The organism is Amycolatopsis heterodermiae, from assembly GCF_034929455.1.
Taxonomy (GTDB): Bacteria; Actinomycetota; Actinomycetes; order Mycobacteriales; family Pseudonocardiaceae; genus Amycolatopsis; species Amycolatopsis heterodermiae.
Genome location: NZ_JAYFSI010000003.1, coordinates 202,520 through 222,507 on the forward strand (window position 1 = coordinate 202,520; position 19,988 = coordinate 222,507).

General features: G+C 72.9%; 23 protein-coding genes. 10 read left to right on the forward strand and 13 right to left on the reverse strand.

Annotated elements, in window-relative coordinates:
* The first annotated feature begins 16 nt into the window (after window positions 1-16).
* On the forward strand, window positions 17-469 hold the full coding sequence (locus tag VA596_RS16835) for an anthrone oxygenase family protein (RefSeq protein WP_323328126.1): 453 nt from the start codon (window positions 17-19) through the stop codon (window positions 467-469).
* Window positions 470-533: 64 nt separating this feature from the next.
* Here VA596_RS16835 and VA596_RS16840 read toward each other — a convergent pair whose 3' ends face one another.
* Genes VA596_RS16840 through VA596_RS16860 form a run of 5 tightly spaced genes read right to left on the reverse strand, consistent with a single transcriptional unit; the run spans window position 534 to window position 4,522 of the window.
* Window positions 534-1,019: a GyrI-like domain-containing protein gene (locus tag VA596_RS16840; protein WP_323328128.1), complete on the reverse strand. Its 486-nt coding sequence runs from the start codon at window positions 1,017-1,019 to the stop codon at window positions 534-536.
* Window positions 1,019-1,354, reverse strand: coding sequence for a YciI family protein (locus VA596_RS16845; RefSeq protein WP_323328130.1), 336 nt, complete (start codon window positions 1,352-1,354; stop codon window positions 1,019-1,021). The genes VA596_RS16840 and VA596_RS16845 overlap by 1 nt, the downstream gene beginning before the upstream one ends.
* Before the next feature lies 1 nt (window position 1,355).
* A complete protein-coding gene (locus VA596_RS16850) occupies window positions 1,356-2,153 on the reverse strand; it encodes an alpha/beta fold hydrolase (protein WP_323328132.1) in 798 nt (265 codons plus the stop codon).
* On the reverse strand, window positions 2,150-3,430 hold the full coding sequence (locus VA596_RS16855) for an RNA polymerase sigma factor (protein ID WP_323328134.1): 1,281 nt from the start codon (window positions 3,428-3,430) through the stop codon (window positions 2,150-2,152). The genes VA596_RS16850 and VA596_RS16855 overlap by 4 nt, the downstream gene beginning before the upstream one ends.
* Before the next feature lie 21 nt (window positions 3,431-3,451).
* Entirely contained in the window at window positions 3,452-4,522 is a 1,071-nt protein-coding gene (locus tag VA596_RS16860; RefSeq protein WP_323328136.1) for a TetR/AcrR family transcriptional regulator, read from the reverse strand.
* Between the two features lie 86 nt (window positions 4,523-4,608).
* Between VA596_RS16860 and VA596_RS16865 the strand changes: the two genes are divergently transcribed.
* A complete protein-coding gene (locus VA596_RS16865) occupies window positions 4,609-5,784 on the forward strand; it encodes a cytochrome P450 family protein (RefSeq protein WP_323328138.1) in 1,176 nt (391 codons plus the stop codon).
* On the opposite strand, the gene VA596_RS16870 is transcribed toward VA596_RS16865, so the two are convergent.
* On the reverse strand, window positions 5,767-6,543 hold the full coding sequence (locus VA596_RS16870) for a TetR/AcrR family transcriptional regulator (RefSeq protein WP_323328140.1): 777 nt from the start codon (window positions 6,541-6,543) through the stop codon (window positions 5,767-5,769). The two genes, VA596_RS16865 and VA596_RS16870, sit on opposite strands and share 18 nt — an antisense overlap.
* Window positions 6,544-6,622: 79 nt before the next feature.
* On the opposite strand from VA596_RS16870, the gene VA596_RS16875 reads away from it, so the two are divergent.
* From VA596_RS16875 to VA596_RS16900, 6 genes are all read left to right on the forward strand, one after another.
* A complete protein-coding gene (locus VA596_RS16875; RefSeq protein ID WP_323328142.1) occupies window positions 6,623-7,549 on the forward strand; it encodes an ATP-binding cassette domain-containing protein in 927 nt (308 codons plus the stop codon).
* Window positions 7,546-8,328, forward strand: a complete 783-nt coding sequence (locus VA596_RS16880; protein WP_323328144.1) for an ABC transporter permease — start codon at window positions 7,546-7,548, stop codon at window positions 8,326-8,328. Before VA596_RS16875 ends, VA596_RS16880 begins: the two co-directional genes overlap by 4 nt.
* A gap of 44 nt (window positions 8,329-8,372) precedes the next feature.
* The gene (locus VA596_RS16885) at window positions 8,373-10,889 is read left to right on the forward strand and encodes a DEAD/DEAH box helicase (RefSeq protein WP_323328146.1); all 2,517 of its coding nucleotides are present in this window, start codon (window positions 8,373-8,375) and stop codon (window positions 10,887-10,889) included.
* Entirely contained in the window at window positions 10,886-11,980 is a 1,095-nt protein-coding gene (locus tag VA596_RS16890; protein ID WP_323328148.1) for an SWIM zinc finger family protein, read from the forward strand. The genes VA596_RS16885 and VA596_RS16890 overlap by 4 nt, the downstream gene beginning before the upstream one ends.
* A gap of 144 nt (window positions 11,981-12,124) precedes the next feature.
* Window positions 12,125-12,688 carry a DinB family protein gene (locus VA596_RS16895; RefSeq protein WP_323328150.1) on the forward strand — a complete coding sequence of 188 codons (564 nt, stop codon included), beginning with the start codon at window positions 12,125-12,127 and terminating at the stop codon, window positions 12,686-12,688.
* Between the two features lie 33 nt (window positions 12,689-12,721).
* On the forward strand, window positions 12,722-12,895 hold the full coding sequence (locus VA596_RS16900; protein WP_323328152.1) for a hypothetical protein: 174 nt from the start codon (window positions 12,722-12,724) through the stop codon (window positions 12,893-12,895).
* On the opposite strand, the gene VA596_RS16905 is transcribed toward VA596_RS16900, so the two are convergent.
* Window positions 12,879-14,090 carry an FAD-dependent monooxygenase gene (locus VA596_RS16905; RefSeq protein ID WP_323328154.1) on the reverse strand — a complete coding sequence of 404 codons (1,212 nt, stop codon included), beginning with the start codon at window positions 14,088-14,090 and terminating at the stop codon, window positions 12,879-12,881. The two genes, VA596_RS16900 and VA596_RS16905, sit on opposite strands and share 17 nt — an antisense overlap.
* Window positions 14,091-14,167: 77 nt before the next feature.
* On the opposite strand from VA596_RS16905, the gene VA596_RS16910 reads away from it, so the two are divergent.
* Window positions 14,168-14,701, forward strand: a complete 534-nt coding sequence (locus VA596_RS16910; protein ID WP_323328156.1) for a TetR/AcrR family transcriptional regulator — start codon at window positions 14,168-14,170, stop codon at window positions 14,699-14,701.
* 285 nt (window positions 14,702-14,986) lie between these two features.
* On the opposite strand, the gene VA596_RS16915 is transcribed toward VA596_RS16910, so the two are convergent.
* Genes VA596_RS16915 through VA596_RS16925 form a run of 3 tightly spaced genes read right to left on the reverse strand, consistent with a single transcriptional unit; the run spans window position 14,987 to window position 17,620 of the window.
* Window positions 14,987-16,609 carry an acyl-CoA dehydrogenase family protein gene (locus VA596_RS16915; protein WP_323328158.1) on the reverse strand — a complete coding sequence of 541 codons (1,623 nt, stop codon included), beginning with the start codon at window positions 16,607-16,609 and terminating at the stop codon, window positions 14,987-14,989.
* Complete coding sequence (locus VA596_RS16920) at window positions 16,593-17,198, reverse strand: TetR/AcrR family transcriptional regulator (protein WP_323328160.1); 606 nt, start codon at window positions 17,196-17,198, stop codon at window positions 16,593-16,595. Before VA596_RS16920 ends, VA596_RS16915 begins: the two co-directional genes overlap by 17 nt.
* Window positions 17,199-17,227: 29 nt before the next feature.
* Window positions 17,228-17,620: a hypothetical protein gene (locus VA596_RS16925; protein WP_323328162.1), complete on the reverse strand. Its 393-nt coding sequence runs from the start codon at window positions 17,618-17,620 to the stop codon at window positions 17,228-17,230.
* Between the two features lie 54 nt (window positions 17,621-17,674).
* On the opposite strand from VA596_RS16925, the gene VA596_RS16930 reads away from it, so the two are divergent.
* Window positions 17,675-18,286, forward strand: a complete 612-nt coding sequence (locus tag VA596_RS16930) for a TetR/AcrR family transcriptional regulator (RefSeq protein ID WP_323328165.1) — start codon at window positions 17,675-17,677, stop codon at window positions 18,284-18,286.
* On the opposite strand, the gene VA596_RS16935 is transcribed toward VA596_RS16930, so the two are convergent.
* From VA596_RS16935 to VA596_RS16945, 3 genes are read right to left on the reverse strand one after another with little or no spacing between them, the layout of a single operon-like run.
* Window positions 18,270-18,725 (reverse strand): P-loop NTPase family protein, encoded by a 456-nt coding sequence (locus tag VA596_RS16935; RefSeq protein WP_323328167.1) that lies wholly within the window; start codon window positions 18,723-18,725, stop codon window positions 18,270-18,272. The genes VA596_RS16930 and VA596_RS16935 overlap by 17 nt on opposite strands.
* Window positions 18,726-18,732: 7 nt before the next feature.
* Window positions 18,733-19,377, reverse strand: a complete 645-nt coding sequence (locus VA596_RS16940; protein WP_323328169.1) for a DUF1345 domain-containing protein — start codon at window positions 19,375-19,377, stop codon at window positions 18,733-18,735.
* Window positions 19,378-19,426: 49 nt separating this feature from the next.
* Entirely contained in the window at window positions 19,427-19,984 is a 558-nt protein-coding gene (locus tag VA596_RS16945) for a helix-turn-helix domain-containing protein (RefSeq protein ID WP_323328172.1), read from the reverse strand.
* Window positions 19,985-19,988 lie beyond the last annotated feature (4 nt).

The window sequence follows — 19,988 nt, forward strand, 5'->3', positions numbered from 1 at the left end:
GGGGAAGGTGACACCGATGTCGACGGTGGTGCTGGTGGCCGCGGTGGTCGCGGCCGGGTTGATCGCCGGGCTGTTCTACGCGTACTCGTGCTCGGTGATGCCGGGGCTGGCGAGGGGGGACGACAAGACGTTCGTGGAGGCGATGCGCGGGATCAACGTGGCGATCGTCAACCCGGTCTTCATGCTGACGTTCCTGGGGGCGCCGCTGCTGGCGGGGGTGGCGATCTTCCTCAACCCGGGGCCGCGGCCGTGGGTGATCGCCGGGTTCGTGTGCCTGGCGGCGATGCTGGTGATCACCGGGGCGTTGAACATCCCGCTCAACAACGCGCTGGAGAGCGGCGGCACCGACTACGCGGCCCTGCGGGCGCAGTTCGAGACGTCGTGGGTGCGCTGGAACGTCCTGCGCACCATCGCGAGCACCGCGGGCTTCGGCTGCCTGGTCGCCGCGCTGCTCACCCGCCGTGGCTGACCGGTCGTGAGTGCGTAACAGTGTTCTAACACTGTTACGCACTCACGAGGCAGGTCAGCGCAGGTCAGTCGGCCAGGCGGAAGAGCAGGTCGGTCACCCACTGCGCCGGGTCGGGCACCTCCAGGGGGTTGGTGCGCAGGACCTCCAGACGGCAGCCCCACTCCTCGCCGTCGGGTCCCTCGGTGCGGTCCCACGTGACACCCTGCTCCGCGCCCCAGGTCAGCACCGACTGCGTCGCGGCGGCCAGGCCGTCCGGCGCGCCGACGTAGGTGTCGAGGACGTACTTCCCGGCGGGCAGTTCGCCGGTGAACGCCGGTTCCGCCGCGGTGAAGTCACCCTCGATCGGGACGCCGGCCTCGACGGTGAAGCGCATCCCGGGGTGGATGACGCGGTAGCGGAAGAACGGCGCTCCGGCCAGGGTGATCCCCTGGCCGGCCAGCGTGCCGATCAGCGGTGGCAGCCGGTCGGCGACCCGGGGGAACTCCGGGATCGCGAGGGTGGCCTGCTCGGCGACGTACCGCTGGGCGGGCCGGTCCACGATGGACGGCATCAGGCGAACTCCTCGGGTGGCCGGATCGGGCGGACCTCGATACTGCCGTAGGTGGCCGCCGGGTGCTTGGCCGCGATCTCGAGGGCCTCGTCGAGGTCGTCGCAGTCGAGGACGACGTAGCCCCCGACCTGTTCCTTGGCCTCGGTGAACGGCCCGTCCGTGAGCAACACTTCGCCGTGGCGGACGCGGATGGTGGTGGCTTCCGACGGCGGGCGCAGGCCGCCCCCGCCGCGGATCTTGCCGCGGCGTTCGAGGTCCTCACCCCAGCCGTCGCAGCCGTCGTACTGGTGTTCTTCGGCGGTCTCGTCACCGCAGATCATGAGCAGGTACTGCACTTCAGCGTCCTTCCAGGACTTCGCGCAGGCGCGCGGCGAAGGCGGCGGGCTCGGCGAGGAACCCGCCGTGGTCGCCGGGGAACGGTTCGGCGGTCAGGCCCAGGTCGGCGGCGAGGCCCAGGCCGGCTTCGTGGGCGGGCAGGCCGGCGGCCTTCTCGCCGACGCCGACGACCAGCCGGGTGCGCACCGCGCGCAGGGCGTCGAGGTCGGGGTCGTAGGCGCCGATGGCGGCCATGAGGTGGCCGAAGAAGTAGGCGAAGTTGCCTTCCATCACCTTCATCTGGGCCAGTTCCTCGGGCGTGGGGTCGGCGGGCGGGCTGATGTCGAACCCGCCCATCGCCGAGAACGCGGCGATGGCCGCGCCGACGCCGTGCTCGCGGTAGATCGCGGGGATGTCCGGGCCGTCGAGCACCGCGGGACCGAGGTAACGCGAGACCGGCGGTTCGTGCAGGACGACGGTGCGGACCTGGCCCGAGTGGCGCACGACGTACTCGAGCATGGTGATGGCGCCGCCGCTGTTGGCGAAGACGTCGGCCGGCCCGTCGCCGACCTCGGCGAGCAGCCGGTGGACGTCGTCGGCGTGCTCACGGAGGGTGTCGTCGCCGGGTGCGCCGTCAAGGGGGCTGCGGGAGATGCCGCGGGGGTCGAACGTGACGACGGTGTGGTCCTCGGCCAGCAGCGGCCCGATCGCGGCGAACATCGTCGAGTCGGCGGCGCCGCCGGGGATCAGCAGCAGGACGGGGCCGCTACCGGTGACGTCGTAGGTGAGGCGGGCGCCGGGGACGGCGAGGGTGGTCATGACGGTTCCTCCGGAGGTCGGGGTTCGCCTACCCGACGGATGGGATCGGCCGGAACAGACACCGTCTCGGAAATTCTTCGGGTGAGGTAGCTGCGCTCGGCAGCGGTCGTGGCCAGTTCGCGGGCCGTGGCGTACCACTGGGCGGCCTCGGCGTGGCGGCCCAGCCTGCGGAGGAAGTCGGCGCGGGTGGCCGGCAGCAGGTGGTAGCCCTCGAGCGGGCCGGCCAGCTCGTCGAGGAGCGCGAGCCCGGCCAGCGGTCCGTCGGCCATGCCGACGGCGACGGCCCGGTTGAGCTCGACGACCGCGCTGGGCACGAATTTCCGCAGCTCGCGGTAGAGCCCGGCGATCTGGGCCCAGTCGGTGTCGGCGGGCGTGCCGGCGGTGGCGTGACAGGCCGCGATGGCCGCCTGGATCTGGTACGGCCCGGGCTGCCGTCGCCGCAGCGCCGTCTCGAGCAGCTGCGTGCCCTCGGCGATCAACGCCGTGTCCCAGCGTGTGCGGTCCTGCTCCTCCAGCGGGACGAGTTCGCCGTCGGGGCCGACGCGAGTCGCGCGGCGGGCGTGCTGCAGCAGCATCAGCGCGAGCAGGCCGAGGACCTCGGGTTCGTCGGGCATCAGCCGGGCCAGGACGCGGCCGAGCCGGACGGCTTCCGCGGCGATGTCGGGGCGCAGCAGGTCGGGTCCGGCACTGGCGGAGTAGCCCTCGTTGAACGTCAGGTACAGCACGCCGAGCACGGCGGCGGTGCGTTCGGGCAGCAGGTGCGCGGGCGGAACGCGGTACGGGATGCGGGCGTTGCGGATCTTGCGCTTCACCCGCACCAGCCGCTGCGACATGGTCGCTTCGGGGACGAGGAACGCCCGCGCGATCTCGGCGGTGCTGAGCCCGGCCAGGGTACGCAGGGCCAGCGCGACCTGGGCTTCGGTGGCCAGCGCCGGGTGGCAGCAGGTGAAGATCAGCCGCAGCCGGTCGTCGGGAACGCCGCTGTCGTCGAGGTCGGGGTCTTCGGGGACGTGCATGTGGCCGGCCTCCCGGAGCTTGGCGGCGCCGAGGGTTTCGCGCCGGAGCCGGTCGGTGGCGCGGTTGCGCGCGGTGGTGGTGAGCCAGGCTCCGGGCCGCGCCGGGACGCCGTCGCGGGGCCAGGTGCGCAGGGCGAGCGCGAAGGCCTCCTGGGCGCACTCCTCGGCGAGGTCCCAGTCGCCGGTGATCCGGATGAGCGTGGCCACGACCTGACCCCACTCCTCACGGAACGCCTCGGCGACCGCAGTCTCGACGTCCACCACCACTCCTCCCGGTTGCTGTCACCGTCCCGACGAACGGCCCGGCCCGGATTCGACAGCCACGGCGTGGCAGGCGCCGAACCCCTCGGCACGCGCGACGATCCGGCCGCCTTCGACGCGGACGGCGGTTTCGGTGGCGTCGCTGACGGCGGTGACCCCGGCGGCCGCGGCCAGCGTGCCCCCGGCGTCGGAGACGATCCGCAGCCGAGGCTCCCGCGGCGCCTGGAACGCCTGGTCGAGGCACACACGCAGGTCGGCGACGGCGAGCCGGGCCAGCGGGGCGAGTTCGCCGGGATCGCTGGTGACCAGTGCGACGGTGACGTCGGCCCCGGCGCGGACGGCTTCCTCAAAGGCGGCGGCGCGGTGCAGGCCGAGGACCGTGACGACGCCGTCGCCGGGACGCACGGTTTCGCCGGTGAGCAGGTCGAGCGCGCCTTGCGGGTCCCACGGCTCGTCGACGGCCCGGGCGTGGGCCGTGATCGGCGGGGTGGCCGGCCAGTCGTCACCGAGGTCCAGCTCCAAGAGCCGGGCGCACGCGGTGACGATGTGGAACGGCTCGCCGAAGCCGGGCGCGGCGGCCGCGAGCTGGCTCGCGCCGTGCAGCGTGGTCAGCGCGGCTTCGGCGACGCGCACCAGGCGCCGCCCAGGCCGGAGGCGTTCGAGGGCGAGGCCGAGCAGGATCGCGTCGATCCGCATGAGCTGCGCGAACGGACGGCGCGTGTGCTCGTCGGCCAGGATCTCCGGCAGCAGCTCGCGGGTGAGCCGGGCCTCTTCGCTGTCGCTGTCGGTGGCCAGGGGGAGGCGGGCGACCCAGGCGCGGGCGAACGCGGCGAGGGCGTCCGGCGCGCCGGGGTGTGACGCCGGGGTGGCGGGCCGGGGTGCGTGTTCGGCGAGCTCGGCCAGGACGGCGAAGTAGAGCGCGCGTTTGCCGGGGAAGTTGGAGTAGACCGCGCCGCGGGTGAGTTCGGCGCGCTCGGCGATGACGTCGATCTTGGTGTCGCGGAAGCCGCGCCGGGCGAACTCGTCGCGGGCCGCGGCGAGCACCTTCGCGCGGTTGCGTTCCTGGGTTTCCGCCCTGCTGAGTCCGGCCATCGTCCTCCTTGCCCCGGTGTTGCCGGTCAAGATACCGTGACCATCCAGATGATAAGAACATCTGATCACAACATGTGGAGTCTCCGATGTCCCCCGAGATCGACCTGACCGACTTCAAGGTGCTCACCGACCCGTTCACCGCCTACGACCAGGCCCGCGAGGCGAGCGCGGTGGCCCGGCTGGTGATCCCCGGCTTCGGCCCGTTCTGGGCGTTGACCCGCTACGCCGAGGCCCGCGCGATGCTGGCCGACCCGCGGTTCGAGGTGAAGCCCGAGAGCTTCCTGCGCCCGCCGGGCATCCCCGAGCACTGCCTCGAGTACATGCGGACGATGGCCGAACAGGACGGCGCCGAGCATCTGCGGCTACGGCGGCTGGTGGCGCCCGCCTTCACGCCGAAGCGTGCCGCGCAGTTCCGGCCACGACTGGCGGCCACCACCGAGCGCCTGCTCGACGAGCTGCCCACCCACGCCGAGAACGGCGTCGTCGACCTGATCCCGCACTTCGCCCGGCCGCTGCCGATCGACGTCATCTGCGAGCTGGTGGGCATTCCCGCGGCGGACCGTCCGCGCTGGCGGGAGTACGGCGGCGCCGTCGCCGGCGGGATCGGCCAGGACTTCGCCGCGGCGATCCCGGTGATCATCGAGGGAGCGAAGGACGTCGTCGCGCGCAGCCGGGCCGAGCCGGGTGACGACCTCATCGGCGACCTGGTCCGCGCGCAGGAGGACGGTGACCGGCTCACCGACACCGAGCTGGTCACCCTGGTCTGGCACCTGGTGCTGGCCGGGCAGACGCCGGTGAATCTCATCGCCAACGCCGTCGAAGCCCTGCTCGCGCACCCGGACCAGCTCGCCCTGCTCCGCGCCGATCCGGCGTTGTGGCCGGGTGCGGTGGAGGAGCTGATGCGGTGGTGCAGCCCGCAGCTGCTGACCACGCCGAGGTTCGCGCGTGAGGACGTCGAGATCGACGGCACGCTCATTCGGGAGGGTGAGCGGGTGACCGCGGCGATGGTGGCCGCCGACCGTGACCCGCGGGTGTTCGACGGCGCCGACCGGCTCGACGTCACCCGGTCTGGGCCGGCGCAGCTGGGGTTCTCGCACGGCCCGCACTTCTGCCTCGGCGCGTCGATCGCGCGGGTGCAGACGGAGGTGGCGCTGTCCTCGCTGTTCGACCGGTTTCCTGATCTCGCGCTGGCCGTCGAAGACGTTCCGCGCACGCCGGACGGCGGGACCTGGCGGCCGGCTGCGCTACCGCTGACGCTCTGACACCAGGGCCTCGATGCCGTCGAGGACGCGGGCGAGACCGAAGCGGAAGCTGTGGGCGGCGTCGGAGGCGGCGTTGTGCGTCTCGCCCGCGGCCTGGCCGACGCGGGAAGCGAGGGGGAAGTTCGCCGCGTCGGCGGCCGGGATGCCGGCCAGCACCGGCGCGGCGCGCTCCCACCACTGCAGGTCGGTCAGGCCGCTGGCGCGGACCAGGCGGGCGGCGTCGACGGAGGTGCGCGCGGTGGCGCGGACGAGGCCGTTGACGATGGTGATCACGGAGTCCATCTCGACGTCGTCCAGGCCGATGCCGTCGATCGCGCGCAGTTCGTGCTCGTAGTGCGCGAAGGTGTGCGGGCCCAGGACCGAGCGGGTGGTGGCGGCCTCCAGGAGCCACGGGTGCCGGTGGAAGTGGTCCCAGGCCGCTTCGGCGATCGCGGTCAGCGCCGCGCGCCAGCCGAGACCTGGTTCGGGGGTCGGCAGTTCGCTGCGGACGTGGTCGATCATCAGTTCGAGCAGCTCGTCCCGGCCGGGGACGTAGGTGTAGAGCGACATGGGGGAGACGCCGAGGTGCTCGGCGACGTGGCGGATGGTGACCGCGTCGAGGCTGCCGGCGTCGGCGAGGGTGATGCCGGCCCGGACGACGTCGGCCGTGGTCAGCTTGGGTTTCGGGCCGCGTCGCGGGGGCCCGGAGACGCCCCAGAGCAGCTCGATCACCCGTCGCGGGTCGGTGCCGCCGTCGTCCTCGGTGCTCACGCCGCTCATTCTGCCCACCGGATCCTCGTACGTTGTACAGAGTTGTGCTAACCTCTTCTTCGTACACAGTACAGAGTTAAGGGGGAAGATGACTCTGCAGATCCAGGCCGAGGGACTCCGCAAGCGCTACGGCGACGCGTACGCCCTCGACGGGTTCGATCTCGCGGTCCCGGCCGGCACCCTGCACGGCCTGCTCGGACCCAACGGCGCGGGCAAGACCACCGCCGTCCGCGTACTGAGCACGCTCCTGCGTCACGACGACGGCGTCTCGCGCGTGGCCGGATTCGACGTCGCCACCGAACCGGCGAAGGTCCGCTCGGCGATCGGGCTGGTCGGCCAGCAGCCCGCGGTCGACGAACTGCTGTCCGGACGGCAGAACCTGGTGCTCTTCGGCCGGCTGCACCACCTCGGCCGTCGTGAGGCCACTCGCCGCGCCGACGACCTGCTGGACCGCTTCGACCTCGCCGACACCGGGTCGAAGCCGGTGTCCGCCTACTCCGGCGGCATGCGGCGACGGCTGGACCTGGCCGCGTCGCTGCTCGCGGCACCGCGGGTGCTGTTCCTCGACGAGCCGACGACCGGGCTCGACCCGCGCAGCCGCCTCGAGGTCTGGAAGGCGGTGCGGTCCTTGGTCGCCGACGGCACGACCGTCCTGCTCACCACCCAGTACCTGGAGGAAGCCGACCGCCTGGCCGACCGGATCTCGCTGGTCGAGCACGGACGCGTCATCGCCGAAGGCAGCCCGGCCGAGCTGAAGGGCTCGCTCGGGGCGACCCGGATCGAGCTGGTGCTGACCGATCCGGACGTCGTGGACGCGGCGACGGCGTTGCTCGCCCGCGTCACCGGAACCGAACCGGTCGCCGACGAACTGAAGGTGAGCGCGCCGGCGAAGCCGTCGATGCTGACCGACGTCGTGCGCGAGCTGGCGGCCACCGAGCTGGCGTTCGCCGACGTGGCCCTGCGGCACCCGACGCTCGACGAAGTGTTCCTGGAGCTGACGGGGGTGGCGCGATGACCTGGGCGATCACGGACGGCTGGACGCTGACCCAGCGCTACCTCGCGCACCTGGCCCGGCGGCCGGCCCGGCTGGTCACGGTGGTGGCGTTCCCGATCCTGATGGTGCTGATCTTCGCCTACCTGCTCGGCGGCGGGATGACCGTGCCGGGCGGCGGCTCCTACCGCGAGTTCCTGATGCCGGGGATGTTCGGCATGACCATGGCGTTCGGGCTGTCGGGGACGATGATCGCGGTGCTCGACGACGCGGCCAAGGGCGTCACCGACCGGTTCCGGTCGCTGCCGATGGCGCCGTCGGCGGTGCTCACCGGCCGGGTGGCCGCGGACCTGGTCAACGCCGTCCTCGCGCTGGCCGTACTGCTGGGCTGCGGGTTCGCCGTCGGCTGGCGCCCGCACGGCAGCCTCGGCGAGACGCTCGCCGCGGTGGCGCTGCTGCTCCTGCTGCGGGCGGCGCTGGTGTGGGCCGGGATCTACCTGGGCCTGCTGACCACGGACCCGTCGATGGTGACGTTCGCGCAGACGCTGGAGTTCCCGTTCGGGTTCCTCTCCAGCGCGTTCGTCGCGACGGCGACCATGCCGGCGTGGCTGGGAACCGTGGCCGAGTGGAACCCGTTGTCCTCGACGGTGACGGCCGCGCGGGTGCTGTTCGGCAACCCGGGCGCGGCGGGGACGTCCTGGGTGAGCACGCACCCGGTGCCGATGGCGGTGCTCTGGCCGCTGGTCCTGCTCGCGGTGTTCGTGCCGTTGTCCGTGCGCCGATACGGGAGGCTGGGGAACTGAACGCCGATTTCCTGCCAGGAGAACCGCCACGGGCGGGACACCTGGTGCTCGACGACCGGCCACTGTCCATTACGGACGGTCTCCGCGAACTGCTCGCCACCACGGACACCGAACCGTCCGCGGTGTTCTGGGCGACGTCGGCGAAGGCCGCGCTGCGGCTGGTCGCCGCGGGACGGCTGCTGCCGGGCGTCACCGACGCCGGGCACGACGCCTGGCGCGTCGGACCGCTCGAACCGGCGGAAGCCGCGTGGCTGCGGGACCTCGCCGCCGCGATGCCCGTCGACGACCGGGCGCCGGGGCCGCTGCTGCGGGCGTTCCTCGACGCCGTCGCCGACACGCTGCCCCGCACCCCCGCCGCGGCGAAGGCCGCCGGGACGAAGCTGTTCGCCGCGCTCGCACCCCAGCGGGCCGACACGGTCTGCGACTGGGCGGACGAGCTGGCCGCGGGCCTCGACTCCGGCATCCGCGTGTCGCTGCGGGTCGAGGCACCCGACGGGTTCGACGCCGTCCGCTACCGGGCGGTGGTCCAGGTGCGCAGCCTCGCCGACCCCGGGCAGGTCGCCGACGCGGCGGAGCTGTGGGAGACCGGCCGGTTCGGGCCGCGCGCCCGCATCGACGTCGTGCTGGCGTTGCGGCGGGGCGCGCAGGTGTGGCCGGCGCTGAGCCCACTGCTCACCTCGGCCGTCCCGGACGAGCTGGCGCTCGGCGGGGACGACCTGACCGAGCTGGTCACGGCCGCGGCCCCGCGGCTGACGGCGACCGGGATCGACGTGCACTGGCCCGCCGAGCTGGCCGGTTCGCTGAGCGCCCGTGCCGTGGTCGTCGCCGGGGACACACCGGGTGACCTGCCCTCGTTCTTCGGCGGCGGGCGGGCGCTGGCGTTCGACTGGCAGCTCGCGCTCGGCGGCGAGGTGCTGACCGAGGTGGAGCTGGACGCGCTCGCCGAGGCACGGCGTCCGGTGGTGCGGCTGCGGGACCGCTGGGTGCTCGTCGACCCGGCTCTCGCGGCGAAGGCCCGCGAGCGGACGCTCAAGCCGCTGACCCCGGTGGACGCGCTCGGCGCCGTGCTGACCGGCACCACCGAGATCGACGGCGAGCCCGTCGAGGTCGTCACCGAGGGCTGGCTGGCCGACCTGCGGGAACGGCTGTCCGCACCGCCGGAACCGCAGGTGCCGCCGTCCGGGCTGGCCGCGTCGCTGCGGGACTACCAGCTGCGGGGCCTGCAGTGGCTGGCGACGGTCACCGAGCTGGGGCTCGGCGGGTGTCTCGCCGACGACATGGGCCTGGGCAAGACGGTCACGCTCATCGCGCTGCACCTGCACCGGGCGGCCGGGCCGACCTTGGTGGTGTGCCCGGCTTCCCTGCTGGGCAACTGGGAACGTGAGATCCGGCGGTTCGCCCCCGGCGTTCCGGTACGGCGGTTCCACGGCGCGGCCCGGTCCCTCGACGACGTCGACGGGTTCGTCCTGACCACCTACGGCACGCTGCGCGCCGATCCCGCGCCGCTGGCCGACGTCAAGTGGGGGCTGCTGGTCGCCGACGAGGCGCAGCACGTCAAGAACCACCGCTCCGGCACGGCGAAGGCGTTGCGGCTGGTGCCGGCGTCGGCGCGGGTGGCGCTGACCGGCACGCCGGTGGAGAACACGCTCTCGGAGCTGTGGGCGATCCTCGACTGGACGACCCCGGGGCTGCTGGGGTCGCTGACCGAGTTCCGGGCGCGCTGGGCGAAGCCGATCGAGGCGGGTGACCCGGCGACGGCGGAACGGCTGGCCCGGTTGCTGCGGCCGTTCCTGCTGCGGCGGCGCAAGTCCGACCCGGGCATCGCGCCGGAGCTGCCGGCCAAGACCGAGACGGACCGGCCGGTGGCGCTCAGCCCGGAGCAGGTGGCGCTGTACGAGGCGGTGGTGCGGGAGATGATGGCCGACATCGCCGCGAGCGACGGGATGGCCCGGCGCGGGCGGATCGTGAAGCTGCTGACGGCGTTGAAGCAGATCTGCAACCACCCGGCCCAGTACCTCAAGGAGCCGGGTGGCCGGTCCGGGAAGCTGGAGCTGCTCGACGAGCTGCTGGACACGATCCTCGCCGAGGGCGGCGCGGTGCTGGTGTTCACCCAGTACGTCGCGATGGCCCGGTTGCTGGAGCGGCACCTGGCCGAGCGTGGGATCGGGACGCAGCTGCTGCACGGCGGCACGCCGGTGCCACGCCGGGAGGAGCTGGTGCAGCGGTTCCAGGACGGCGCGGTGCCGGTGTTCCTCCTGTCGCTCAAGGCGGCGGGCACCGGGCTGAACCTGACCCGCGCGGACCACGTCGTGCACTTCGACCGCTGGTGGAACCCGGCCGTCGAGGACCAGGCGACCGACCGCGCGTACCGGATCGGGCAGACCCGCCCGGTGCAGGTGCACCGGCTCGTCGCCGAAGGCACGATCGAGGACCGGATCGCGGCGATGCTGCGGGAGAAGCGGGCCCTGGCCGACGCGGTGCTGGCCGGCGGCGAGGCGGCGCTGACCGAACTGTCCGACACCGAGCTCGCGGAGCTCGTCGAACTGAGGAGCCGCGGATGAGTGACGACCGTGTGCGGGGTTTTCCCGCGTTCGGGGCGACCGGGACGCGCGGGCGGTTCGCGACGTCGTGGTGGGGCCGGGCGTGGGTGAGCGCGATGGAGGACACCGCGCTGGACCTGCGGCAGCTCAAGCAGGGGCGCCGGTACGCCGCGGCCGGGCTGGTCGGGCCCATCACCGTGAGCCCGGGACGGATCGCGGCGGTCGTGGACGACGTCGACGGCGGCCCGTACCGCACCCAGCTGAGCCTGGCGGAACTGTCCGAAGAGGACTGGGTGCAGTTCCTCGACCGGGTCGCGTCGCGCGCCGGGCACCTGGCGGCGCTGCTGGACCGGGACATGCCGCCGGACCTGGTGGCGGCGGCCGACGACGCCGGCGTCCACCTGCTGCCGGTCATCGGCGACCTGGACCCGGAGTGCGACTGCCCGGGCTGGGAGCTGCCGTGCAAGCACGCGGCGGCGTTGTCGTTCCAGGCGTCCTGGCTGCTCGACGCCGACCCGTTCGTGCTGCTGCTGATGCGCGGCCGGGGCGAGCGCGAGATCCGGGAGGAGCTGGAGAGCCGGACCGCGCCGGCCCCGGACCTCTCCGCCGACGTCGACCGGACGCCGGGGGAGCTGCCCGACCTGGCGGAGTTCCGGCCGTCGGGCACGCCGTCGATCCCGGCCGCGCCGGGGGTGCCGGCCGAGGCGTTCGCGCTGCTGGTGGCCAACGCCTCGGCGCAGGCTTCCGCTGTGCTGGCGGGAGAGCCGTGGCCGGGACGGCGTCAGGACACGGTCCGGCTGGCCGCGCAGTTCCCGTCCGCGCGGCTGGGCGAAGGTCCGGAGTTCGACCGGGCGGTCGCGGCGTGGACGCACGGTGGCCGCGCCGGGCTCGACGTCCTCGACACGACGTGGACGCCACCGAAGCCGGTGGTGGCGGCCGCGCGGGCCGCCCTCGCCGACGTCGAGCCGGTGTTCGAGCGCAACCACTGCACGCTCGGCGAGACGCAGCTGCGCCTGGACCACCACGGCCGGTGGCACCCGTACCGGCTCGAAGACGGCGTGTGGTGGCCCGCCGGCGCCCCGGAGACCGACCCGGGTCTGCTGCTGGGCTGAAATTCCCGGTATCCAGCGCGGACCTCGCTGTCTCCTGTCCCGTGACGGCGGGTTCCGCCGGGCCACTGGGGGTGCGGGCGCGCGGGCTCCGGCCCGTGCGCCCGCCCGGTCTTTTTGTCGGTGCCCGGCGTTAGCGTGCGCGGCATGAGCCTCTCCGCCGATCTGCACCGCTACCTCCAGGCCTCGCGAGAAAGCCTGCTCGCGACGCTCGACGGGTTGAGCGAGTACGACGTCCGCCGCCCGATGACACCGACGGCGACCAACCTGCTGGGCCTGGTCAAGCACCTGGCGGGGATCGAGTTCGGCTACCTCGGCGACTGCGTCGGCCGCCCGGCACCGCTGTTGCCGTGGGTCGAGGACGAGTCGGTCTGGGACAGCGCCGACATGTGGGCCACGGCCGAGCAGACCCGCGAGGAGCTGGTCGCCCTCTACCGCCGGGCGTGGCAGCACTCCGACGAGTCGATCGCGCAGCTGCCGCTGGACGCGCCGGCCTCGGTCGCGTGGTGGCCGGAGGAGCGCCGGCAGACGACGTTCGGTTCGCTGCTGGTGCGCGTCGTCGACGAGACCGCGCACCACGCCGGGCACGCGGACATCGTCCGTGAGCTGATCGACGGCCGCCCGGGCGGCGACCACGACTCCGCCGGGGATGCCGCCTGGTGGACCCGGCACCTGGACCGGGTCCAGGCGGCCGCCGACCGGCATCGCTGAACCTCGGTGCCGGTGTCGTGAGTGTTTAGAAGGGTGCTAACCCTCCTAAACACTCACGACCTGTTCCACCCGTGCTGGTGGTTCGGCGCGATCCGGCTCGCGAAGCCGGACTCCTTCTGGGCCGGGTACTTCTACGACCTGCGGAAGCTGCAGCGCGCCCAGGCCAGGTACGCGCCGCGGCGACCCGTCCCTAGCCCACCGGCGTGACCGCGTAGTCCTTGACCTGCATCGAGTCGTGCATGCGCACGCCGCCGGTGTTGAGCTTCGCGATCGCCCGGGTCATCCCGGCCGGCAACGCCGAGATCAGCTGCCCGCCGCGGGCCAGGGCCCAGACTCCGGCGCGGGACCCCGGGAGCAGGCTGCGTGCCGCACCCAGCGCGAAGGCCCGGCTCTTCCGCACCAGGTCGCCCATCTCCCGTTCGTACGCGGCGAACGCGCGCGCGTGGTCACCGCCCGCCGCCGCCAGTTCGCCGGCGAGGACGTACGCGCCGAGGACCGCGAGGCTGGTGCTGCCGCCGACGGCCGGGCCCGGGCAGTACCCGGCGTCGCCGACCAGGGTGACGCGGTCCTTCGACCAGGTGTCGCGCTGCAGCTGGGTGATCGAGTCGAAGTAGAACGTGCGCTCGCCGTCCAGCTCGGCCAGCCAGCCGTCGACCTGCGGATGCATCCCGGAGAACGCTTCCCGGAGCAGTAGCTTCTGCCGGGCGACGTCGCGGTGGTGGTAGTCGAGCGGCTCGGCGCGGCGGAAGAGGAACACCGCGCGGGCCTCGTCCATGTGCCGGGTGCTGTAGATCGCCGCGGTGCGCCCGGCGCCGAGGTGGGCGACCGTCTGACCGTCGAGCCCGAGGGTGTCGGGCAGGGACAGCACCGCGAGGTAGGCGCCGATGAACCTGGTCTGCCCGGCTTCCTCGCCGAACACCAGGCGGCGGACGTTCGAGTGCAGCCCGTCGGCCCCGACGACGACGTCGAACTTCCGCGGCGCGGCGTGCTCGAAGGTCACCGAACCGTCGGGGGAGATGCTCGTGATCGAGTCGCCGAACAGGTACTCGACGTCGTCGCGGCCGGCGTCGTAGTAGATCTCGCTGAGGTCGTCGCGCATGACCTCGACGTGCCGGTCGGAGGTGGTCTGGAAGATCTTCGACAGGTCCACGCGCGTCGGCCGCCGCGCGCCTTCCCGGTGCAGCGTCATCCGCGTGGTGCCGGTGGCGAGCGCCTCGACGCGGGGGAGCACGCCCATCCGTTCGGTGATGTCCATGGCCGGGCGGAAGAGGTCGACGGCGTGGCCGCCGGTCTTGCGCAGCGCCGGCGCGCGCTCGACGACCGTGACGTCGAAGCCGTACCGGGTCAGCCAATAGGCCAGCACCGGACCCGCGATGCTGGCGCCCTGGACGAGTATCCGCATGAGTACCTCCCTGACTTAACGGTAGGTAAGTTGTACCACGAGTCCTTACCTATCGTTAAGTCAGTTATGCTGTGACGGTGCCGAAACCCTCCGACACCAAGCAGCGCATCCTGGCCACCGCGCGCGACCTGTTCACCCAGCAGGGCGTCCAGCGCACCAGCCTCCAGGACATCGCCGACGTCCTCGGCATCACCAAGCCCGCGCTCTACTACCACTTCCAGTCCCGCGAGGACCTGGTGCGCAGCATCGTCCAGCCACTGCTCGACGACGGCGAGAAGTTCCTGCTCGAGCAGGAAGCCCGCGGCGACGCGCCGGTGCGGGAGCTGATCGAGGGGTTCTTCGACTTCAACTACCGCCACCGCGCGGACGTGCTCATGCTGCTCAGCGAGATGCCGACGCTCGCCGACCTCGGGCTCATCGACACGGCCCTCGGCTGGCGCACCCGCCTCACCCTGCTGATCAGCGGTCCCGAACCCACCCTCGAACAGGCCGCCCGCGCAATCCTCGCCCTCGGCGGCCTGCAGGACGTCTGCATGCAGTTCCCCGACGCACCCGTAGACGACCTGAAGGCCGCGGCGGTCACCGCGGCCCTCGACGCCCTCGGCCGCTGACGCACCGCCGCTGTCGACGAGCGCGCTGCAGCCGGCCGGAAGATGCCTGAGCGGACAGCGGTGCGCTCGCCCGCCAAAGCCTCGCCGGAGGTCCGCGCCAGGGGCGCATGGGTAGCCGCCATCAACGCGCGGCCGTCAAGTGGGCGGCGCCGCGCCCGAATGGGCTCACCCGCCGAGGGGCCGCACCTGGGGCGCACGGCAGGCCGCCGTCAACGCGCGGCCATTGCGCGCTCGAACGGGCTCGTCCGCCGAGGGGCCGCACCAGGGCCGCGCGGCAGGCCGCCGCTAGCGCACCGAGGCGCGCTCGATGATCGCGCCCGTGTCGACTCCCGACGGCAGGGTGCCGAACGCGATGCCCCAGTCGCCGCCGAAGCGGGAGGCGCAGAAGGCGTCCGCGACCGCCGGGTGGCCGTGGCGCACCAGCAGCGAACCCTGCAGCACCAGGGCCAGCGACTCCACCAGCCGCCGCGCGCGGTACTCGATGCCGTCCAGGTCGGTCAGCTCCTTGCGTACCCGGTCGACCGCGTCGTCCAGCCGCGCGTCGCCGCCGGCCGCCTGCTCGACCTCCTCGAAGAACGCCGCCACCGACTCCGGCTGCCGGCCCATGGCGCGCAGCGCGTCCAGCGCCGCGACGTTGCCCGAGCCCTCCCAGATCGACGTCAGCGGCGCCTCGCAGTAGAGCCGCGGCATCCCCGACTCCTCGACGTAACCGTTGCCGCCGAAGCACTCCAGCGCCTCCGCCGCGTGCGACGGCGCCCGCTTGCACACCCAGTACTTCGTCACGGCCAGCCCGAGCCGCCGGAACGCCTGCTCCTGCGGGTCACCGGGCCGGTCGCCCGCGGCCGCGAGCCGCATCGCCACCGTCGTCGCGGCTTCGGACTCCAGCACCAGGTCGGCCAGCACGTTCGCCATCAGCGGCTGGTCGACCAGTGCCTTGCCGAAGGCGCACCGGTGCGTCGCGTGGTGCACCGCGCGCACCGCCCCCAGCCGCATGCCCGACGCGCTGCCGAGCGCGCAGTCCAGCCGGGTGTTGTTGACCATCTCGATGATCGTGCGGACCCCGCGGCCCTCCTCGCCGACCAGCCAGCCGACCGCGTTGTCGTACTCGACCTCCGACGACGCGTTCGACCGGTTGCCCAGCTTGTCCTTCAGCCGCTGCAGCCGGATCGGGTTGAGCGAGCCGTCCGGCAGGACGCGGGGGAGCAGGAAGCACGACAGCCCGCCCGGCGCCTGCGCCAGGGTGAGGAACATGTCCGACATCGGCGCGGACGTGAACCACTTGTGCCCGACCAGGGTGTAGCTGCCGTCGGCGGACGGCGTCGCCGTCGTGGTGTTCGCGCGGACGTCGGAGCCGCCCTGCTTCTCGGTCATCGACATGCCCGCGATCAGCCCGCGCTTGGTGGTCGGCTCCCGCAGCCCGAAGTCGTACTCGGTCGCCGCCAGCAGCGGCTCGTACCGCGCCGCCAGCTCCGGGTTCGCCCGCAGTGCCGGGATCGCGGCGTAGGTCATCGAAATCGGGCAGCTGTGCCCGGCCTCGACCTGTCCCCAGACGTAGAACTTCGCCGCGCGCGCCGCGTGGACGCCCTCGCGCGGGTCCCGCCACGGCGTCCCGTGCAGCCCGTGCTCCACCGCGACCGTCATCAGGTCGTGCCAGTGCGGGTGGAACTCCACCTCGTCGATCCGGTGGCCGTAACGGTCGTGCGTGCGCAGCACCGGCTCGTTCTCGTTGACCAGCCGGCCCCAGTCCTGGGCCAGCTCGGTCCCGGCGAGGCGCCCCAACTCGTGCACCTCGGCCGCGGCCCATCCGGCTCCGGCGCGCTCGAGCCCGTCGAGCAGCGCCGGATCGTCGGCGACGTCGTGGCCGTTCAGCGGCGGGACCTGGTTGAGCACCTCATGCGTGGCGGGCATCGGAACCTCCTAGAGCGCGAAGGACGAACCTGCGCAGCGCGGCGACGTCCTGTTCGTTTCCACTGGTCAACGGGCCGATCAGGACCTCGGCGGCGGCCCCGACCAGCGCGGCGGCGGTGAGCCGGCCGTCCTGCGGCGGCAGCACGCCGTCCCGGACGCCGGCCGCGACGTGCTCGGCGACGACGTCGGTGAACGCGCGGCGGAACACGAGCCGCTCGGCGTCGATGAGCGCGTCGACCGGCTCGGCGAGCAGCGCGTAAGCCTGTCGGGGCGCTTTGAGCGCACGCTGGGCGAACGTCTCGAACACGGCCAGGACCCGCTCGGCAGGATCCCCGAGCCCCGCCGACGCCGCCCGGACCGCCTCGACCTCCCGCGTCACGACCTGCCGGAACACGTGCACGACCAGGTCGGCCTTGGTGGGGAAGTGGCGGTACACACTGCCGACGGCCACCCCGGCCCGCTCGGCGACCGCGGCGACGGAGCACCCGCCGTAACCGTGCTCGGCCAGCTGCTGGGTCGCGGCGGCGACGATCGTCTCGCGCTGCGCGTCGAGGCGTTCCTGCACCTTCGGGGTGCGGCGGTAGGGCACGTCAAGAAGTGAAGCACCGATTCACTACTTCAGTCAACGCTCCAGCAGCCGCTTCGCGCCCCGCACCTCGTCCTCGACGTCGGCCGCAGGATCGGCTCGAGCGGCCATCGCAAGGGAGCGGCGAACTCGAACGCGATCCGCCGCGTCACCCGGATCCCGCCGTCCGCCGGCAAGCAGGAGAAAGACGCCTCGAACGTCGACACCCGGTTCTCTCGCCGGCCGGGGAGCCGGACGTCGACCCGCTCGCCGGGGATCAACGTCATCCGGGACACGATCTTCGGGCCCGGCCCCAGTCCGGGTAGCACCGAACGGAACCGGAACTCGGTGACGTCCCCCTCGTTGCGGACCCAGTCGATCCGGCCCAGCTTGCGGTCGACCGCCGCGGGTCCATGACCAGCGCGAGGAAGGCCTCCGGCGAGCACGACACGAACTCTTCCACGGTCACTTCCACCATAGAAAGAGAGTAGTTTCTCACTATGGCTCGAACAACCCCCGGCGTCACCCGCCGCCGCATCCTCGACGAGGCCGTCCACCTCTTCGCCACCCGCGGCTACGACGCGACCTCCGTGGCCGACATCCAGACCGCCTGCGGCCTCAACCCCGGCTCCGGCGCGCTCTACAAGCACTTCCCCTCGAAGGCCGCACTCCTCGAAGCCGCCGTCCACGACAACCTCGAACGCCTCACCGCCCGCACCGCCGAAACCGCCGACGCGCAGCTCCCGGACGACCCCCGCGAAGCCCTGCGCGTGCTCGCCGACGTCGTCTGGGCGTTCATGGCCGCCGACCGCGACCTCGTCCGCCTGATGATCCGCGAGTTCACCGGCTTCCCCGAGCTGTTCGAGCGCATGTGGCAAGGCGTCGTCGCCACCGTCTACACCCGCGGCACCGCCTGGATCACCACCCTGCGGGACCAGGGGAGAGCCGACGTCACCGACCCCGAAGCCACCGCCGCCGTGCTCGTCGCGGCCCTGACTTACTACCCGATCCTCGACGTCCTCATCGGACACACCCCCGGCGACCTCGAACCCGGCCGCTTCCTCGCCGCCTGGACCGACCACGCCGTCGCGGCCCTCAACCTGCGCTCCTGAGGAACCGCTCGGCGGCCGCGGGGGAGCGCAGCTCCACGACGTCCACACCGGACACCGCCAGCGCGCGCCGCAGCCCGGGCAGCGACCGCCGCCGGTAACCCAGCACCCACCACCAGAAATCCGCCCGCTCCCGGCCCCGCCGCACCGCCCGCCACACGCACCGCACCAGCGAGAAGTTCAGCAGCACCACCGTGTCCGCCACCGCGAGCCGGACCTCCAGCACGTCGTACGGCCCCAGGTCGCCCTCCAGCACCCACCGCGGACCCGCCACCAGCTCCCGCTGCCGCGCCGCCCACTCCGCCCGCGACAACCCGTCGAGCCCGGACGCCCAGAACACCGCGTCCAGCTCCACCACCGGCGCCCCGATCACCTCACCGAGCCGCCGCGCGAACGTCGACTTCCCGGCACCACCACGCCCCAGCACCAGTACCCGGTCCACCGCACCATCATTTACCGGTGATCACGCCCACCGCGATACCCAGGATCGCCGTGTTGTAGACGAACGACAGCACGCTGTGCGTCAGCACCGTGTACCGGATCGGCCGCGCCCGGACCTCCACATCGGACGTCGCGAACGACGTCCCCACCGTGAACGCGAAATACGCGAAGTCCAGCAGGTTCGGCCGCTCGGTCGCCGGGAACCGCAGCCCAGGCCCCGGAGCGGCCTGGTAGTGCAGGTGCGCGTACCGGTCCGCATAACCGAAGTGCAGCAGGATCCACGCCGCCAGCACCGCCGGCACCCCGCTGATCTGCAGCACGAACGCCATCTCGTCGTCCTCTTCGGCGATCGTGTTCGCCACCAGGATCAACCCGCCCGCCGTCATCCCGACCACGCTCACCACCAGCGTCGCCGCGAAGTTCCACCGGCGCCCCAGAAGACCGTGCAGCCACGACGGCTCGGCCTCGTCCTCAACCAGCCGGTACCGCCGGATCCGCACCCACCGCGACACGATCGCCACCAGCGCGAACACGTCCCACGCCAGCAGGAACACCACGTCCAGCCCGGTGTTCGGCGCGATCAGCCACCCCAGGCCCAGCAGCACCAGCAGGAACTCCGCACCCTGGACCCAGACCCTCCGCAGACGCCGCATCGCGCGAAGCTAACGGCCCCGCGCCCCGACGGCACCCGGGATCACCTGGTCAGGTGGCCCGGGGGACCAGCGCCACCAGATACCGGCAGGGGAGCGACCCCGGGTTCGCGAACACCCGGTCCCGCGCCGACCCCAGCACCAGGCAGTCCCCGACGTTCAGCTCGTGCACCTCGGTACCCTCGCGCAGCCGCAGCCGCCCGTCCAGCACCCAGATCTGCTGGTGCAGGAACGTGCTCGCCAGCAACGGCACCTCGGCACCCGGCGGCAGCTCGATCTCCACCAGCTCCAGCGGCCGCCCGGACGCGGGGGAGAGCGACCGCCGCCGGTACCCGCTGTCCGGATCCACCCACACCGGCTGCTCCGCCGCCCGCACCACCCGCCGCTCGTCACCCTCGGCGCGCGCGATCAGCTCCGACAACGTCAGCCCCAGCGCGGCCGACAGCTTCGCCAGCAACGCGGCCGTCGGCTGGACGTCACCCCGTTCGATCTTCCCGATCATCGCCCGGGACACCCCGGAATTCTCGGCCAAAGCGGCGGAGGAGAGGCCTCGCGACGTCCTCGCGGCGTGCACGGTCGCCGCGAGGCGAACGGTCAGGGGATCGGTCATGGGG

Excerpts from the sequence above, each read along its gene's own strand:
- VA596_RS16835 (WP_323328126.1), top strand. The coding sequence starts at position 17 with ATGTCGACGGTGGTGCTGGTGGCCGCGGTGGTCGCGGCCGGGTTGATC.
- VA596_RS16860 (WP_323328136.1), bottom strand. The coding sequence starts at position 4,522 with ATGGCCGGACTCAGCAGGGCGGAAACCCAGGAACGCAACCGCGCGAAG.
- VA596_RS16905 (WP_323328154.1), bottom strand. The coding sequence starts at position 14,090 with ATGCGGATACTCGTCCAGGGCGCCAGCATCGCGGGTCCGGTGCTGGCC.
- VA596_RS16940 (WP_323328169.1), bottom strand. The coding sequence starts at position 19,377 with ATGCGGCGTCTGCGGAGGGTCTGGGTCCAGGGTGCGGAGTTCCTGCTG.
- VA596_RS16870 (WP_323328140.1), bottom strand. The coding sequence starts at position 6,543 with ATGAGCGGCGTGAGCACCGAGGACGACGGCGGCACCGACCCGCGACGG.
- VA596_RS16850 (WP_323328132.1), bottom strand. The coding sequence starts at position 2,153 with ATGACCACCCTCGCCGTCCCCGGCGCCCGCCTCACCTACGACGTCACC.
- VA596_RS16945 (WP_323328172.1), bottom strand. The coding sequence starts at position 19,984 with ATGACCGATCCCCTGACCGTTCGCCTCGCGGCGACCGTGCACGCCGCG.
- VA596_RS16865 (WP_323328138.1), top strand. The coding sequence starts at position 4,609 with ATGTCCCCCGAGATCGACCTGACCGACTTCAAGGTGCTCACCGACCCG.
- VA596_RS16915 (WP_323328158.1), bottom strand. The coding sequence starts at position 16,609 with ATGCCCGCCACGCATGAGGTGCTCAACCAGGTCCCGCCGCTGAACGGC.
- VA596_RS16840 (WP_323328128.1), bottom strand. The coding sequence starts at position 1,019 with ATGCCGTCCATCGTGGACCGGCCCGCCCAGCGGTACGTCGCCGAGCAG.
- VA596_RS16890 (WP_323328148.1), top strand. The coding sequence starts at position 10,886 with ATGAGTGACGACCGTGTGCGGGGTTTTCCCGCGTTCGGGGCGACCGGG.
- VA596_RS16930 (WP_323328165.1), top strand. The coding sequence starts at position 17,675 with ATGGCTCGAACAACCCCCGGCGTCACCCGCCGCCGCATCCTCGACGAG.
- VA596_RS16875 (WP_323328142.1), top strand. The coding sequence starts at position 6,623 with ATGACTCTGCAGATCCAGGCCGAGGGACTCCGCAAGCGCTACGGCGAC.
- VA596_RS16880 (WP_323328144.1), top strand. The coding sequence starts at position 7,546 with ATGACCTGGGCGATCACGGACGGCTGGACGCTGACCCAGCGCTACCTC.
- VA596_RS16895 (WP_323328150.1), top strand. The coding sequence starts at position 12,125 with ATGAGCCTCTCCGCCGATCTGCACCGCTACCTCCAGGCCTCGCGAGAA.